General features: G+C 48.4%; 12 protein-coding genes, 1 tRNA gene and 1 riboswitch. Of the genes, 6 read left to right on the forward strand and 7 right to left on the reverse strand.

What is annotated here, in order from left to right; all coding sequences use genetic code 11:
• Nucleotides 1-19 precede the first annotated feature (19 nt).
• Both ACKU35_RS00225 and ACKU35_RS00230 read left to right on the forward strand, forming a co-directional pair.
• Nucleotides 20-505, forward strand: a complete 486-nt coding sequence (locus tag ACKU35_RS00225; protein ID WP_319761974.1) for a hypothetical protein — start codon at nucleotides 20-22, stop codon at nucleotides 503-505.
• Between the two features lie 18 nt (nucleotides 506-523).
• The gene (locus tag ACKU35_RS00230; RefSeq protein ID WP_319761977.1) at nucleotides 524-718 is read left to right on the forward strand and encodes a 4-oxalocrotonate tautomerase; all 195 of its coding nucleotides are present in this window, start codon (nucleotides 524-526) and stop codon (nucleotides 716-718) included.
• An 86-nt stretch (nucleotides 719-804) separates the two neighbouring features.
• Here the strand turns inward: ACKU35_RS00230 and ACKU35_RS00235 are convergent, their stop codons facing one another.
• From ACKU35_RS00235 to ACKU35_RS00250, 4 genes are all read right to left on the reverse strand, one after another.
• A complete protein-coding gene (locus ACKU35_RS00235; RefSeq protein WP_319761979.1) occupies nucleotides 805-1452 on the reverse strand; it encodes a cytochrome b/b6 domain-containing protein in 648 nt (215 codons plus the stop codon).
• Between the two features lie 2 nt (nucleotides 1453-1454).
• A complete protein-coding gene (locus ACKU35_RS00240) occupies nucleotides 1455-3050 on the reverse strand; it encodes a tetrathionate reductase family octaheme c-type cytochrome (protein ID WP_319765313.1) in 1596 nt (531 codons plus the stop codon).
• A 66-nt stretch (nucleotides 3051-3116) separates the two neighbouring features.
• Nucleotides 3117-3605 carry an iron-sulfur cluster-binding protein gene (locus ACKU35_RS00245; RefSeq protein ID WP_319761981.1) on the reverse strand — a complete coding sequence of 163 codons (489 nt, stop codon included), beginning with the start codon at nucleotides 3603-3605 and terminating at the stop codon, nucleotides 3117-3119.
• Nucleotides 3598-4584 carry a 4Fe-4S dicluster domain-containing protein gene (locus tag ACKU35_RS00250; RefSeq protein ID WP_319761983.1) on the reverse strand — a complete coding sequence of 329 codons (987 nt, stop codon included), beginning with the start codon at nucleotides 4582-4584 and terminating at the stop codon, nucleotides 3598-3600. Before ACKU35_RS00250 ends, ACKU35_RS00245 begins: the two co-directional genes overlap by 8 nt.
• Nucleotides 4585-4844: 260 nt before the next feature.
• On the opposite strand from ACKU35_RS00250, the gene ACKU35_RS00255 reads away from it, so the two are divergent.
• From ACKU35_RS00255 to ACKU35_RS00270, 4 genes are all read left to right on the forward strand, one after another.
• Nucleotides 4845-6218: a sigma 54-interacting transcriptional regulator gene (locus ACKU35_RS00255; RefSeq protein ID WP_319761985.1), complete on the forward strand. Its 1374-nt coding sequence runs from the start codon at nucleotides 4845-4847 to the stop codon at nucleotides 6216-6218.
• A gap of 408 nt (nucleotides 6219-6626) precedes the next feature.
• The gene (locus tag ACKU35_RS00260; RefSeq protein WP_319761987.1) at nucleotides 6627-7916 is read left to right on the forward strand and encodes a citrate synthase; all 1290 of its coding nucleotides are present in this window, start codon (nucleotides 6627-6629) and stop codon (nucleotides 7914-7916) included.
• Nucleotides 7917-8129: 213 nt separating this feature from the next.
• Nucleotides 8130-8216 (forward strand) — tRNA-Leu (locus ACKU35_RS00265).
• 197 nt (nucleotides 8217-8413) lie between these two features.
• A complete protein-coding gene (locus ACKU35_RS00270; protein ID WP_319761989.1) occupies nucleotides 8414-9076 on the forward strand; it encodes a hypothetical protein in 663 nt (220 codons plus the stop codon).
• Nucleotides 9077-9209: 133 nt separating this feature from the next.
• Here the strand turns inward: ACKU35_RS00270 and ACKU35_RS00275 are convergent, their stop codons facing one another.
• The 3 genes from ACKU35_RS00275 to ACKU35_RS00285 form a co-directional block, all read right to left on the reverse strand.
• Nucleotides 9210-10091 (reverse strand): methylenetetrahydrofolate reductase, encoded by an 882-nt coding sequence (locus ACKU35_RS00275; RefSeq protein WP_319761991.1) that lies wholly within the window; start codon nucleotides 10089-10091, stop codon nucleotides 9210-9212.
• A 63-nt stretch (nucleotides 10092-10154) separates the two neighbouring features.
• The gene (gene metE / locus ACKU35_RS00280; protein ID WP_319761994.1) at nucleotides 10155-12428 is read right to left on the reverse strand and encodes a 5-methyltetrahydropteroyltriglutamate--homocysteine S-methyltransferase; all 2274 of its coding nucleotides are present in this window, start codon (nucleotides 12426-12428) and stop codon (nucleotides 10155-10157) included.
• A gap of 77 nt (nucleotides 12429-12505) precedes the next feature.
• A riboswitch (cobalamin riboswitch) is annotated at nucleotides 12506-12706 on the reverse strand.
• A 174-nt stretch (nucleotides 12707-12880) separates the two neighbouring features.
• On the reverse strand, nucleotides 12881-13456 hold the full coding sequence (locus tag ACKU35_RS00285; protein ID WP_319761996.1) for a DUF4136 domain-containing protein: 576 nt from the start codon (nucleotides 13454-13456) through the stop codon (nucleotides 12881-12883).
• Nucleotides 13457-13560: the final 104 nt, after the last annotated feature.

Here is a 13560-nt window from a genome sequence, read left to right on the forward strand (position 1 = left end):
ACAAATTGCCGGAGGGGTTATGAACAAGGATAAAGAACACATCATCAGGCAGAAATGTCATGAAAACGTGATCGGCTTTGCCCCGTTCCGCTACCGCTTCGGCAAGGGCAGTTTTATCCGCGAAGGCCTGCTCAATATCGGTATATTTGAAGACAAAGAAGGCGGACATCTGGTGCTGACCTTCATTTTCGATTCCGACTCAATCATGACCGACAATGATATCCTTGATCGCATGGGACGGCTCGACTTCAGCCCCATGACCCGCAAAGGGTTACTGACCGCATTACGCAATTCAGCAGAATTCGAACAGAACGAGAATTTCGCCATGCACGAATTCAGCTTTTATTTTGACAAAATGCCTGCTGACATTCCCAAACTGATTAATCACTGTTTCATACCCTTCTTTCTTGAGCACCTTTATATGCGTATAGGAAAAGTTGAGTGGATGGATAGCGAAAAGATTAAGGGTTTGTTTTGCAAAATAAAAAATAACTTTAAATGGTAAATTTTCAGGAGAAAGATAATGCCCGTAATTAAAGTTGAAATGTTCGAGGGCAGAACCATCGAGCAGAAAAGAGAACTTGTAGAAGTGCTTTCCAAAGAAACCGCCCGCATAACCGGATGCAGCGTTGGATCAATCTATGTTGTCATTGATGAAGTTAAAAAAGAAAACTGGGGTGCCGGAGGAGAGCTTTGTTCGGATAAGTTTCCGGATTAATTTTTTCCATAGCTACAAAAACAAACCCCCGGCAGAAAAATCCTGCCGGGGGTTTGTTTATTTGTTATTTCCTAAAGCACACCCAACTACTTCCCGTGAATCTCCCATTCTTCAGCCTTGTAGTCCTCGGACACTTCTTCCCAGCCGGAAAACATCGCCGCGATATGAGCGGTGATGCTGTGACCGGTCGTGGTCATGTAGATATGCACTATGAGGAACGCCAGCAAAGCATACGCGCAGGCCACATGGACATTCGCCACTGCATTGAGACTCAGGAAATCGAGTCCGTAAGCGGGCCAATCATTATAAGTCCAATAAAGCAACCCGGTTACCATCTGCAAGGGGAGCAGGATCGCTGACAGTCCCAGATATACCAGACGCTGCAAGGGATTGTGCTTAGCGTCCTTGCGCTTCTGCACAGGATGAGGTTCACCCTTGAAGATACCGGAAGCATAGTACTTCGCCACATCAAAAAGCTTCTTGGAAGTGGGAATGTACTGCTTCCATTCACCGGTGGTCAGCAGCCAGAAGATGATAAAAACGAACAGAATCAGCCAGCTTATGCCCAGCGTGTTATGCAGGTCCACGGCCTGTTCAAAACCGAATAAGGTAAACACACCATGCACTTCCAGCCCGGTAACCATCAGCAGCATTATCAGAATGGCCTGAGTCCAGTGCCAGAAACGCTCGAACCTTGAATAGAGATAGATCTTCTTCATGTTATGTCCGGTCATGACTAGTCCTCCTTACGTCCCTTGATGAACAAACGGCCAAGGGCATGCAGGATTACACCCACAGCCGAGGCAAGCACGATGAACCAGCCCCCTGCATCAACCACAGCCGATGCGTCACGTCCCGGCATATAAAAGCAGGTCAGCTTTGCAAGCCGGCCCTGCTTGCTGTGGCATTCCTCACAAGCTACTGCGTTTTCCTTGGGAGCCACCATATGAGTGGTAGGGTAAACGTATTCGGTTTCCACGAATCCCACTTCACCGCTGAAAGGTAATCCGGCGTACTTCATACCCGAGGTGACGGCCTTTTCCCAATTGTAGCCCTTCCAGTATGCACTCTTATCCTTACCGAACAGATGCGGGATGACCATATTTTTGTTGACCTTGTCATAAGGGGTCATACCCCGGTGAACCTTAAAGGGCATGATGCGCGAATTCCTGTCCGCAATGGAACCGACAGGTCTTGATACCCGAACAGGCTTGGTGGGATCAATAACCGTCTTGGCGGTGATGGAATCGATGGTCCCGTTAAACCAGTAGTATTCAGGAACAACATTCTTTTCCCAGAGCATGTCGCCTTTCTTGGTCATATAAATAGGCTTGCCCCATTCACCCTTTTCTACATAGGGCTTGCCGTCCTTCTTCTTGCCGGCAGCAGACCAGTCCCACCACATCTTGGTAGGCAGTTCGCGGGCAAAAGTCGGGATATGGCAACTCTGACAGGCCAGCTTATCGGTATGATCATTGAGCTTCATGCCTAGTTCAGTCTTATGCGGACGGTCACTGTGGCAGGATTCACACATAATCTTGGAACCGAGATCATCTTCCAGCAAAGACTTACGGCTGGTTGCCGCCGGTGTTGAATAGATGCGACCGGCTATATCGTGATTAACTGTTGTATGACAACGGACACAGGTAAAATTCTGCCCATCCAGACCCATATGAACATCAAGTGTCTTGGCCGGCTTGAGCATGGATGAATCGAGATCGCCGTGCTTAACGCCGTCCCCGCCGCCACCGTAAAAATGACAAGTTCCGCAATTCCTGCGGGTAGGGCGACTTACGGACTGGGCAACCTTATTCCATTCCGGAGCGGGATAGAACTTACCGTTGCCCTTGAACATCTTACCCGGCGGCGGTGCGGGATTACCGGCTCCGGCCGGAAACTTCTTATAGGTTCCGGTCTGTTCATGGCAGACAAGACAATCAATCTTTTCCTGTGACTTAAAATCAAAATCCTTGTTCTTCCATCCGTAACCGGCATGACAGGAAGTACAGCGAGGTTCGTTCGACTGGATGTTGATACAGAAATTGTTCATCACCAGTCCGCCCTTTCCAACCTCAAGCTCCTTTTCCGCCTTTGGATCAAGCCAGGTCCAGTGAATGGTCTTGTGGAACTGATGTCCAGCTTCGGTGTGACAGGTCAAGCAGGCTTTGGTCACTTCCGGGCCGCTTTTAAAAGGTTGCTTCAACGCATCGAACTTTGAATGATCCGCAGTGATCCACAACTCCTTACCCTTGGTAGCCTGACGAGCCATTTCCCGTCCCGGGGCGGTATCCCCGGCGGCAAATGCACTGGCGCCCAGAAAGACAACCGCCATCAGCAGCAGTACTGAGTTCCGAATTAATCTCATTTCCACCCTCCAGAGTTATAATGACCGGGGCAGCTACCCCGGAGACGTTGCATCCTCTTCACCTAAGTCCGCGGTTAGTTCCTCAAGATACTTTTTACGGCCCCGGAAAAACGCGTACATCGCCGCAACACCGAGCAGAATCGCAAATCCCAGATGAGTCCAATCGATAAACATGACCGTCATCGGATCAAAAGTAACCGAGTGCAGATTCTTGACCACCCGCAAACCTCCGGTCCCGATGACCACTACGTAAAGAGCGGCGCGCAACATGCCGGAAGAAGTAAGTTTAAAACGATGGTTCCCGGATAGAAGGAAGAAAGTCAGTAGATACAGAGCCATAAAAATCAAAACGGCTCCGAAGATGTAATGAAGTTTGTTAGTCAGGTAAAAATCAGCAAGCCAGCTCAAGCCGGGAATATCCGCAATGTAATATCGCTTGAATATAGGCATTTGAGCGGCACCGGTAAGGGCCATTATGAAAATGTTTAACTTGAAAAGACGTGCAAACAGAGGACTAGTCATTTTCCTTCCTCCCTGCTGCGGACGAAAGGAAATTTCCGGCCTTGATTAATCCGGCTGCTATCCCGGCAAAAGGAGCGATGCCCACCGCGTAGGCCAGCTTCTCCTCATCAGCCATGGAATCTTCCACCGGAGCAAGTCCGGGCCTGCCGGGCCCCTTCTCCACCTCTTTGTTGAGCAGTTCAAAAGGAACCGGGGAAAGATAAATGGTATTGGTGCCGCCGTTCTCCTCCTCGCCATAGATGAACCAATTGTTCTTAGCCGCCAATTCGTGCGCCTTTGCTATTATTTCACTGCGGGGTCCGATAGTCTGCACATCTTCCGGACAAACCTCGATGCAGGCAGGCAGTTCACCCTGATCGATGCGGTTGTAGCAGCGGTCACACTTGTACATTACGCCGTTCCCCGCAAAATTAGGCAGAATCCGCAAGTACAGTCCTACCCCGGTCTGACGTTGCGGTATATGCCACGGGCAGACAGAGCGACACTTAGCGCCCCCAAGACAGACCTCATCATTGATACGTACTATGCCGTTCTTCTGCTTCCCAGCCGCTCCCCACGGGCATAAATTGGCGCAAGGGGCATTGCGACAATGCAGACAGCGGCGGGGAATATTCACCTCGTGAACCTCACCCTTGTATTCAACCTCCGCACTCTGGATAAAAAGCCAGTTATAGGGCGTCAGCCGGTCATCCACATCAGTCCGGTCAGACCAGTCTTCAGCCTTGACCCGGGAAGTGGGGTACATTTCAGGATACGGCTTATGCGGCCGGGGAAACTTAGGTTCATTGACCTCCCGGCAGGCGGAAACACACTCTCCGCAACCGATACACCTTGAAAGATTCAAAAGTGTACAAAGCTCCTCCTCACTGCTGCCGGAGGCCGCAGCTACTTTGCCGGCCGGCAGAAGCGCGGCACCACCTGCCGCTCCCAATCCCTTCAAAAAACTTCTTCGAGAAATTCCATTCTTCCTATCTGACATGTGTATTCCTTTATGAACTTTCGGTTTTTCAAATTCAGCATGAAACTGGACAATTTTAAGAAAGCAGAATCCGTACCTTTTTCCGCTATTCTTTTAATAAGTACCATAAATACTACATTTGCGGCTAGTGAAACCTTTAATTACTTATTTACATAAGGCTGGAGAAACAGAAAAAACTGTTCAATTGTTTAAACATGTGTTCAACTAGAACCACAAACTTGAACACTTGAACACTTTATTTAAAAAAACGGCTATAAAATATGACTGAACAGGATATCGATCTTTATTTACGGGAAGTTATCGACACTATGAGTGACGGGCTGATCATTATCCGCCCGGACGGGACCATCATGATGGTCAATGACGCCCTGCTGCGCATGACCGGTTTTTCCAAAGAGGATCTGCTGAATAAACCCTGTTCCGCATTAGGCTGCGATGCCTGCCGCCGATCAAGGGAGGAAGGAAAGCAGCATTGGTGCAGGCTGTTCAAAACACGCAAGGAAAACCGCAAGAGCTGCCATATAATTGATAAAAAGGGTAATTATCTGCACGTACTCAAAAACGCTTCGCTGCTAATGGATGATGACGGCAGCATTCTCGGTGCGGTTGAAACAGTCACAGACATCACCGAACTGGACCGCAAGGAATTGAAAATAAGGGAACTTTCCCGAAAGCTTCAGCACGAGGATAAAGGATTCTGCGGTTTTATAGGTCAGTCCCCTGATATGCAGAAGGTTTATACTTTATTAAGCAGAGCTGCCCGGTCAGACGCCCCGGTAATTATTTACGGAGAGTCCGGTACAGGTAAGGAACTGGCCGCACAGGCCATTCATGAGATGAGTCCACGGGCAAACAAACCTTTTGTTCAGCTCAACTGTGCGGCGCTCAATGATTCCCTGCTTGAAAGTGAACTCTTCGGACATGTTAAAGGGGCCTTTACAGGTGCCTACCGTCACAGACAGGGACGTTTTGAGCAGGCCGCGGACGGTTCGATATTTCTTGATGAAATAGGGGATGTACCGCTATCCATTCAAGTAAAACTGCTGAGGGTGCTGGAAACCAGATCCTTTGAACGGGTCGGGGAAAATATCAACCTCAGCATGGACGCAAGGCTGATAACCGCCACCAATCAGGACCTGCGGGAATTAGTGCAAAAGAAATTATTCCGCGACGATTTCTTTTTCCGCATCAATGTGATCCCGGTACACCTGCCCCCCCTGCGTGAGCGCAAGGAAGACCTGCCCCTGCTGGTGGATCACTTCATCACAATGATTGACCATCTGCATCATGGAGAAGGGCCAACGCCTGAAACAATGCGTAAACTCATGAATTACGACTGGCCCGGAAATGTGCGGGAATTGAAAAGCGCGCTGGAATACGCCGCCGTAGTCAAGGACGGCGGTCCCATTCTTCCCGAACATCTGCCGCCTCAAATCAGCGAAACAGGCACCAGCCTCCCGAGCTCTAACCCAATCACCCAAGCTCCTGTAGCTGATGAAAAAGAAGAACTCATCAGTGCTCTCAAGCAGGCAGGGGGCAATAAAAGCAGAGCTGCCAAAATTCTAGGGGTCAGCCGGGGAACGATTCATAATCGCATGCGCAAATATTCAGTCAGGTTCGGGCTGGAGGAGTGATCACACCTCATAGAAGCCATGTTTTCTATGAACTTTATGCGCTCTTCCGGTATTTATAGAAAAGATTATGCACTCGACACCTCTGGACTTTTCGACTGTTTTTCAGTAAATACTTTCTCAACATCGGGAAGAAGCATTCGCTATTTTCCTGCAATTCGCCGTACAACCATTTACACTGGAATCGGATGTTCCAACCCCTGATCCAGTCCAAAAGAAATCACACTGCCCGCTTACATCTCCGGACCGGCAAGGTTCATGCCTTGGGCCCGGACCGCAAGACCCGGCATCAGGCTGAGACGCGCAATATGGAATGATTAATGCGCTGACCTTTCGTTTGAATGCTGCGGATTTTTGCCCAAAAACAGAGAATACTTCATAGCGTGCATAGACAATTAACCGGAGGAATACATGAGCGATAAGAACATTGCGATCCTTAAGTATGACGGCAAAGAATACGAATTGCCCGTAATCCACGGAACTGAGGGCGAAACAGGTATCGACATAACTAAACTCCGCGCCCAGAGCGGCCTCATTACCTATGATCCCGGTTACGGTAATACCGGGGCCTGCACCAGTAAAATCACCTTTGTTGACGGAGAAAGAGGAATCCTGCGCTATCGCGGATATCCCATCGAAGACCTTGCCAAACATGGAAAATTTATTGAAACCGCATGGCTGCTCATCTTCGGCGAACTTCCCCTCAAGGAAGATCTGGCCCGTTTTTCCGCCCTGCTCACCGCTGAAGAACTGATCCATGAAGACCTGCGCCATCACTTTGAAGGCTTTCCCGCCCACCGCAATCAGCCCATGGCGATCCTTTCCGCGGTTATCAACGCGCTCGGCAGTCATAACCCGGACCTCAACGACATTACCGACAAGTCCGAATTCTTTCTCGCGGTTGGTAAAATCATTTCCAAGGTAAGAACAATCGCGGCTTTCTCGTACCGCAAATCCATCGGGCGTCCATTTGTTTATCCTGACCCGGATTTGAGTTACTGCCACAACTTCCTGCATATGATGTTTTCCATACCTTACAAACAGTATGATCCGCCAAAAGAAGCTGTCAAAGCTCTTTCGCTGATCTTCCAGCTTCATGCTGACCATGAGCAGAACTGTTCAACTTCCACAGTAAGGATGGTCGGTTCTACGCAGGCAAATATTTTCGCCTCTGTTTCTTCCGGCATCTGTGCCCTCTGGGGCAGGCTGCACGGCGGTGCTAACGCGGCTGTTATCGACATGCTCGAAAACATAAAGAACGGCGATTACACCATTGATGAATACATCGAAAAGGTTAAGAAAAAAGAATGCCGTCTGATGGGCTTCGGGCACCGAATTTACAAAAGTTTCGACCCGCGTGCGAAAATCCTTAAAAAAGCGACTCACGATCTTCTGCAGCACGGCTTCAGCGACGAACTGCTGGAGATTGCCATGCGCCTCGAAGAACGCGCTCTGTCCGATGATTACTTCGTCGAACGCAAGCTTTATCCCAACGTGGATTTCTATTCCGGCATCATCCTGCGCGCCCTCGGAATCCCGGTTGCTATGTTCCCGGTAATGTTCGCCATCGGCCGCATGCCCGGCTGGGTTGCACACTGGTACGAGGACTACACCACACCCGGAACAAAAATTAACCGTCCGAGACAGATTTACACTGGCGAAACTCCCAGAAATTACGTACCAATAGATTTCAGGAAGTAATTCAAGTTAATATCGGTTCGGGCCGAATCCGGTCCCGGAGCGATGGATATACCTACCCGGATATGCCCGTAATCCAGTCCCGCAAAAGGGGCTGAATTACGGGCAAACTTTCTTATAAACGGGTTGAAGTTCAAATTATTTCAAAAAAAATGCCTTTTTTTACAAAAAAGACTTGCAATTAACAGTCGATATTTATAGAAAGTTCTTCGCCGTGCCGAAGTGGTGGAATTGGTAGACACGCTAGGTTCAGGGTCTAGTGGAGGTTTCTCCGTGGAAGTTCGAGTCTTCTCTTCGGCACCATATTTCTAAAAGCCGCAACAGATGTTGCGGCTTTTTTTATGCCCACCCGAAATTCAACAACTACGCAACCGGGCTCGGCAATAAGTTTTCTTTTTAGCAGAAACCGAATAAAAAAATGTCCATCACTTAAGCTTTCTAATGGAAAAATTTATTCTTTCACGTATAATACACCCCTAACCTAAATTGGAGAATGTAAAATGAAAACTTGCCGTAACCAAATGATAATGATCGCAATGCTGGCCGTGACCTGCTTACTTTTTCAGACCCCGACAGCACAAGCCTTCAGCCTTAATGATCTTTCCTCAACCGCAGAAACAGCCAAAAGCGCAGCCGAAGGTGCAAATCTGCTTGACCGGGCTAAAAATGTTTACACCGGTTTTTACGATTCCACAGAAAATCTCGTTGATGCCCAGACCCTGACCATGAGCCTGATCAATCCTGATGAAGGAGCCTCTTTGCTCTCACAGGCTGGAGACATCAATTCCGGTTCAACAATGACCAGACTGGCCAAAATGGTCGCTTTTTCCGAGAGCATGGATGCCGAAACCACCAGCCCGTCCCTGACTTCCAGACTGACCAAAATCATAACCACTCCGGGCAACATAGAAAAAGCGCAGAAAGTATACGGACATGCTTCCACGGCCTATACTTCCGGCAATAATTCCGTAACTGAAGCCAAGACTCTTTACACTGAAATCAAAAATTTCATCTCATCCCCATCGGCGTCGGGACTGAGTGAAAGCCTGCTCTCCGGTCTGGGTAATTATTCTGATAAAATTCTGCCTTTCATCATTGAAAACGGACCGGCACGTGTAAAGTCAGCTGCCCAGATAGCGCAGGCTTTCAAGGGTTTTCTGTAGAACTTACAACTCGGGCATAAATCAGCCTTAGTTTCAGAAAAAACACATGCAATAAACCGAGTATTTGTAGATTATCTAAAAAATCCCGTCAGTATCTTTTACTGACGGGATTTTCGCATACTGGTATTAAGCCTTAACTGAAGTAGCCGTCCCCCTTAAGGTCGGCTATCAATCTTTCGCACATGGCAGCCCGGTTCAGGCTGTAGATGTGCACGCCGGGAACGCCTTTATCCAGAAGGTCGGAGATCTGTTTCCGGGCAAAATTAAATCCGAATTCCATAACCGCCTCATCGCCGCCTTTTTCAAATGCCTTTTCCACCCCGCAGTATAAACCGCCGGGAATACCAGCCCCGCAAAGGGACATAATCCTACGTAACGAACTCAGCGATTGAATAGGAAGAACTCCGGGAATAACCGGACGCTTAATACCAAGCCCAGCCAGCCGTTCAACATAATCAAAGTATAACCTGTTATCAAAAAAGAGCTGGGTCATTGTAAAGTCCGCACCCTTGGCCAGCTTAGCATTATGGAACTCCAGATCGTGAATCAATGAGGGCGATTCGGGATGCCCTCCGGGATATCCAGCCACAGCAATGCCCACATCTGAAAATTTACCGTCCACATACTCAACCAGATCGGAAGCATGCTGAAACCTGCTCCGCTCTTTCGCTTCGGCATCGGCAACACCGTCCCCTCCAAGGGCCAGAATATCGGAAACACCGCACTCCATCAGACTGGACACAAAACCGTCGATAGACTGTTCACTGGCTCCGACGCAGGTAAGATGGGCGAGGATATCAATGCCCATATCTTTTTTCAGCATGGAGCAAATTTCGAGGGAGTTATCGTGGCTGGTACCGCCCGCCCCATAAGTTACGGAGGCGAATTGAGGATTTAATCCGGCCAATCGTTCAGCCCGCTCCATGAACCGGGGCCATGTGCTTTTATCCTTGGGAGGAAAAAATTCAAAAGAAAAAAACTGTCCCGCAGCATCGATATTCTGTGCCACCTGCATCTTTAATACTCCGTTTTTACATGCTTGTTTCCCGGACCGCAGGTACGGTCCGGGAACTTATTATTACTGATTTTTTGAACGAACTATTTCCGCCGCCTGAACCATATTCTTAAGTGCCGGAACGACCTCTTCCCATTTGCGGGTTTTGAGTCCGCAATCAGGATTTACCCAAAGGCGTTGCGCCGGGATTACTTCCAATGCCTTTTCAAGAAGCAGAGCCATATCATCCGCTGCCGGGATTGCGGGGCTGTGGATATCATAGACTCCCGGGCCTACTCCGTTTGGATAATTGAACTGTCTGAAGCTGCCCAGAAGTTCCATACGGCTGCGGCTGGCTTCGATACTGATGACATCGGCATCAAGCGCAGCGATTGAAGCCATTATCTCATCGAACTCGCAGTAGCACATGTGTGTATGAATCTGAGTCGCATCACCTACACAGGAGGAAGAAAGGCGGAAACATTCACAGGCCCATTCCAAATACTCAGCCTGCTCGGATTTACGTAGAGGCAACCCTTCACGCAGGGCTGGTTCATCAATCTGGATGACTTTGACCCCATTTTTTTCCAGATCCATAACTTCGTCACGCACGGCCAGTGCAATCTGACGGCATGTTTCACTGCGAGGCTGGTCATCACGTACAAAGCTCCAGCATAGGATAGTCACCGGGCCGGTAAGCATCCCCTTTACTTCACGATCGGAAAGTGAACGGGCATAATTAATCCAGTCCACAGTGATTGTTGCGGGGCGGGTGACATCCCCGAATATAACAGGAGGTTTTACACAGCGTGAGCCGTAACTCTGAACCCATCCATTGGACGTAAAACAATAGCCGTCAAAATTTTCTCCGAAATATTCGACCATATCATTGCGCTCCGGTTCACCGTGAACCAGCACATCAAGTCCGATCTCTTCCTGGCGGCGAATACAATCTTCAATATAGCCGCGCATAAATTTCTCATAGTCGGCACGCTTAACTCGTCCGGACTTAAAGCCGCTTCTAATGGAACGCACCTCAGGAGTTTGCGGAAAAGAGCCTATGGTAGTTGTGGGCAGCAAAGGGAAACCGAGTTCGCGCTGAATTTCTGAACGCCGTTCATAAACGGAATCACGGCGAAAATCTTCAGGCTTAAGCGCGGACACTCTTTTGGCGAGTTCGGGATTGTTTACCCGGTGGCTGCTTTTACGTCCTTCAAGAATCATACGATTCTCAGCCAACTTTTCTTCGGCATCCAGCCCTGCCGCGGCATCAGCAACAACCCTGATTTCAGTACATTTTTGCCGGGCAAAAGCCATCCACGATTTTATCTCGGCATCCAATGCTGTCTCCAATTCAAGATCAAATGGAACGTGCAGTAGCGAGCAGGAAGGAGCAACCAGAACCCGATCTTCACCGAGCTCAACCACTGCGCTCTTTACATGGCTCACCGCTTTATCAAGGTCTGCCCGCCAGATATTTCTTCCGTCCACAACTCCGAGAGAAAGACTTAAATTATCGGCAAGTTTCTTCAGCAGCGGTTCAAGATCCTGTGCCCCTCGAACCAAATCAACATGAAGACCGTCCACAGGTAATACTGCCGCTGTTTCAAGATTCTCGCCCAATCCACCAAAATAAACGGCTACCATTATTTTAGTATTGGCAGCGGCCTCTTTAAAAGTGCGGTAGACAGGACTGAAAAGCCTGCGCACATCTTCCTGCAGGTCAAGAGCCAGTACAGGCTCATCAAACTGAATCCATTCACATTTATGGGAAAGATTCCTAATCAGTTCCACATATGCAGGGAGTAAATTTTCCAGTAGATCCAAACGGTCAAACTCTTTGTCAGCGCATTTACCGAGCAGCAGAAAAGTTAACGGCCCCGGAAGTACAGCCTTTACCTGATGTCCTAGCCGGACAGCCTCCTCCACCTGTAAAAGCAAAGAGTCATCTGCCAAGGAAAATTTCTGGTTCCGGCTAAACTCAGGGACAATATAATGATAGTTGGTATCGAACCACTTGGTCATCTCCATGGCTGCTACACCGTTCTCACCGGATTCACCACGAGCCATTCTAAAATAATCGTCAAGCGAAGCTCTACCGCCTGAGATATTATATCTCTCCGGGATAACACCAAACCTTACAGCATTATCAAGCATATGATCATAGTAAGAAAAATCACCGACTGGTACTAAATCCACTCCCGCTTTTTCCTGATTTTCCCAGTGCAAAGCACGCAACTTTCGAGCGGTTAGTGCAAGATCATCCTGTCCTGCCTCGCCCCTCCAGTAAGATTCCAATTTTTTCTTAAGTTCACGGTTACTTCCCATTCTGGGATAGCCTAAAGTGTGCGTCAGCATAATATTCTCCATGATTTCAGTGACCGCTTTAAGCGGCGGGATTTAAAACCCCTGTTATCCTAACCTGTTCGCGAGGCTAGGCCACTTCGTCCTGCAGGACGTCTTCTGGCTTCCGGTAGGTTTTGACGCACGGCAGCGGCCCTTCCCATTTATTAATAGTGGTCCGCAACCATTCAACTTATTTTAACCGGTTACAGCAGCGCGCCTGCGACGGATTTTCACCGTCTTCCGTTTCCTGCAGCGTTCATAAGTCAACTTCTATATATAAAAATATTGTTATATAGTGATAACTAGATGCCAGTCATCAGCCACGAAGTCAAGAGCAAATAGAATTCACAAGCAAAACTGAAGCCGCAAAATTATGGCCGCACAAAAAAAAGCTGTGAGGAAACCTCACAGCTTTTAAAACCATGCAGATAATCGCCGCTTAAGTCGCGGATCTAGTATGATACCTAGTCACAATCCTTAACATTAAGCTTTACACTGAATTTTCCGGTGGCTGCCGGGAATTTCATCAGAGCGCCTTTAACCAGACACCGCCCTACAATATCGAGCCCTTCACGGTCCTTGCTTGATGCAGTGCCACGCCAGAGAAAGGTTTTTATTCCCTCATTCTCGGGACTCATAAAATAAACCCGTACAGTATTATCAACTCTTGGAGCATCGGCATCTTTCACGATACCGATTTCAGAATTGGTTTTACTGATGTAGTCATACTCGTAGGCTTCCCTCTTGTAGGTGACTCCCCTTTCCATAAAAGCCTTGGAGCCGAAATTTACCACTACTACAAAATCGGGAGACGCAGGATCATAGCGAAACCCTTTGGCCTCAAGATCAGCCTTGGCTGTATTAAGCAGATCGGCTTCAAGATCTTGTCTCGACTTACTTTTCTGCTTAAAAGTAAAAGTTTTCAAATTACTGAGATCTGTTCCTTCAGCAGGTTTGTTCTCGACATCCATATTCACATATACGCAACCGGAAAGCATCATTCCGAGCAAAGCAAAAACAACAACTAACTTCCTCACCATAATCTCCCGACCTTATTGGTCACGCCCCTCCTGAAACGGAAAGCCGCATTAAACTCTTTATTACAATTCCCTGTAGCCTAACCATTTAACTTTTTTAGCGGCTT

It is taken from the genome of Maridesulfovibrio sp. (assembly GCF_963676065.1).
Lineage (GTDB): Bacteria > Desulfobacterota > Desulfovibrionia > Desulfovibrionales > Desulfovibrionaceae > Maridesulfovibrio.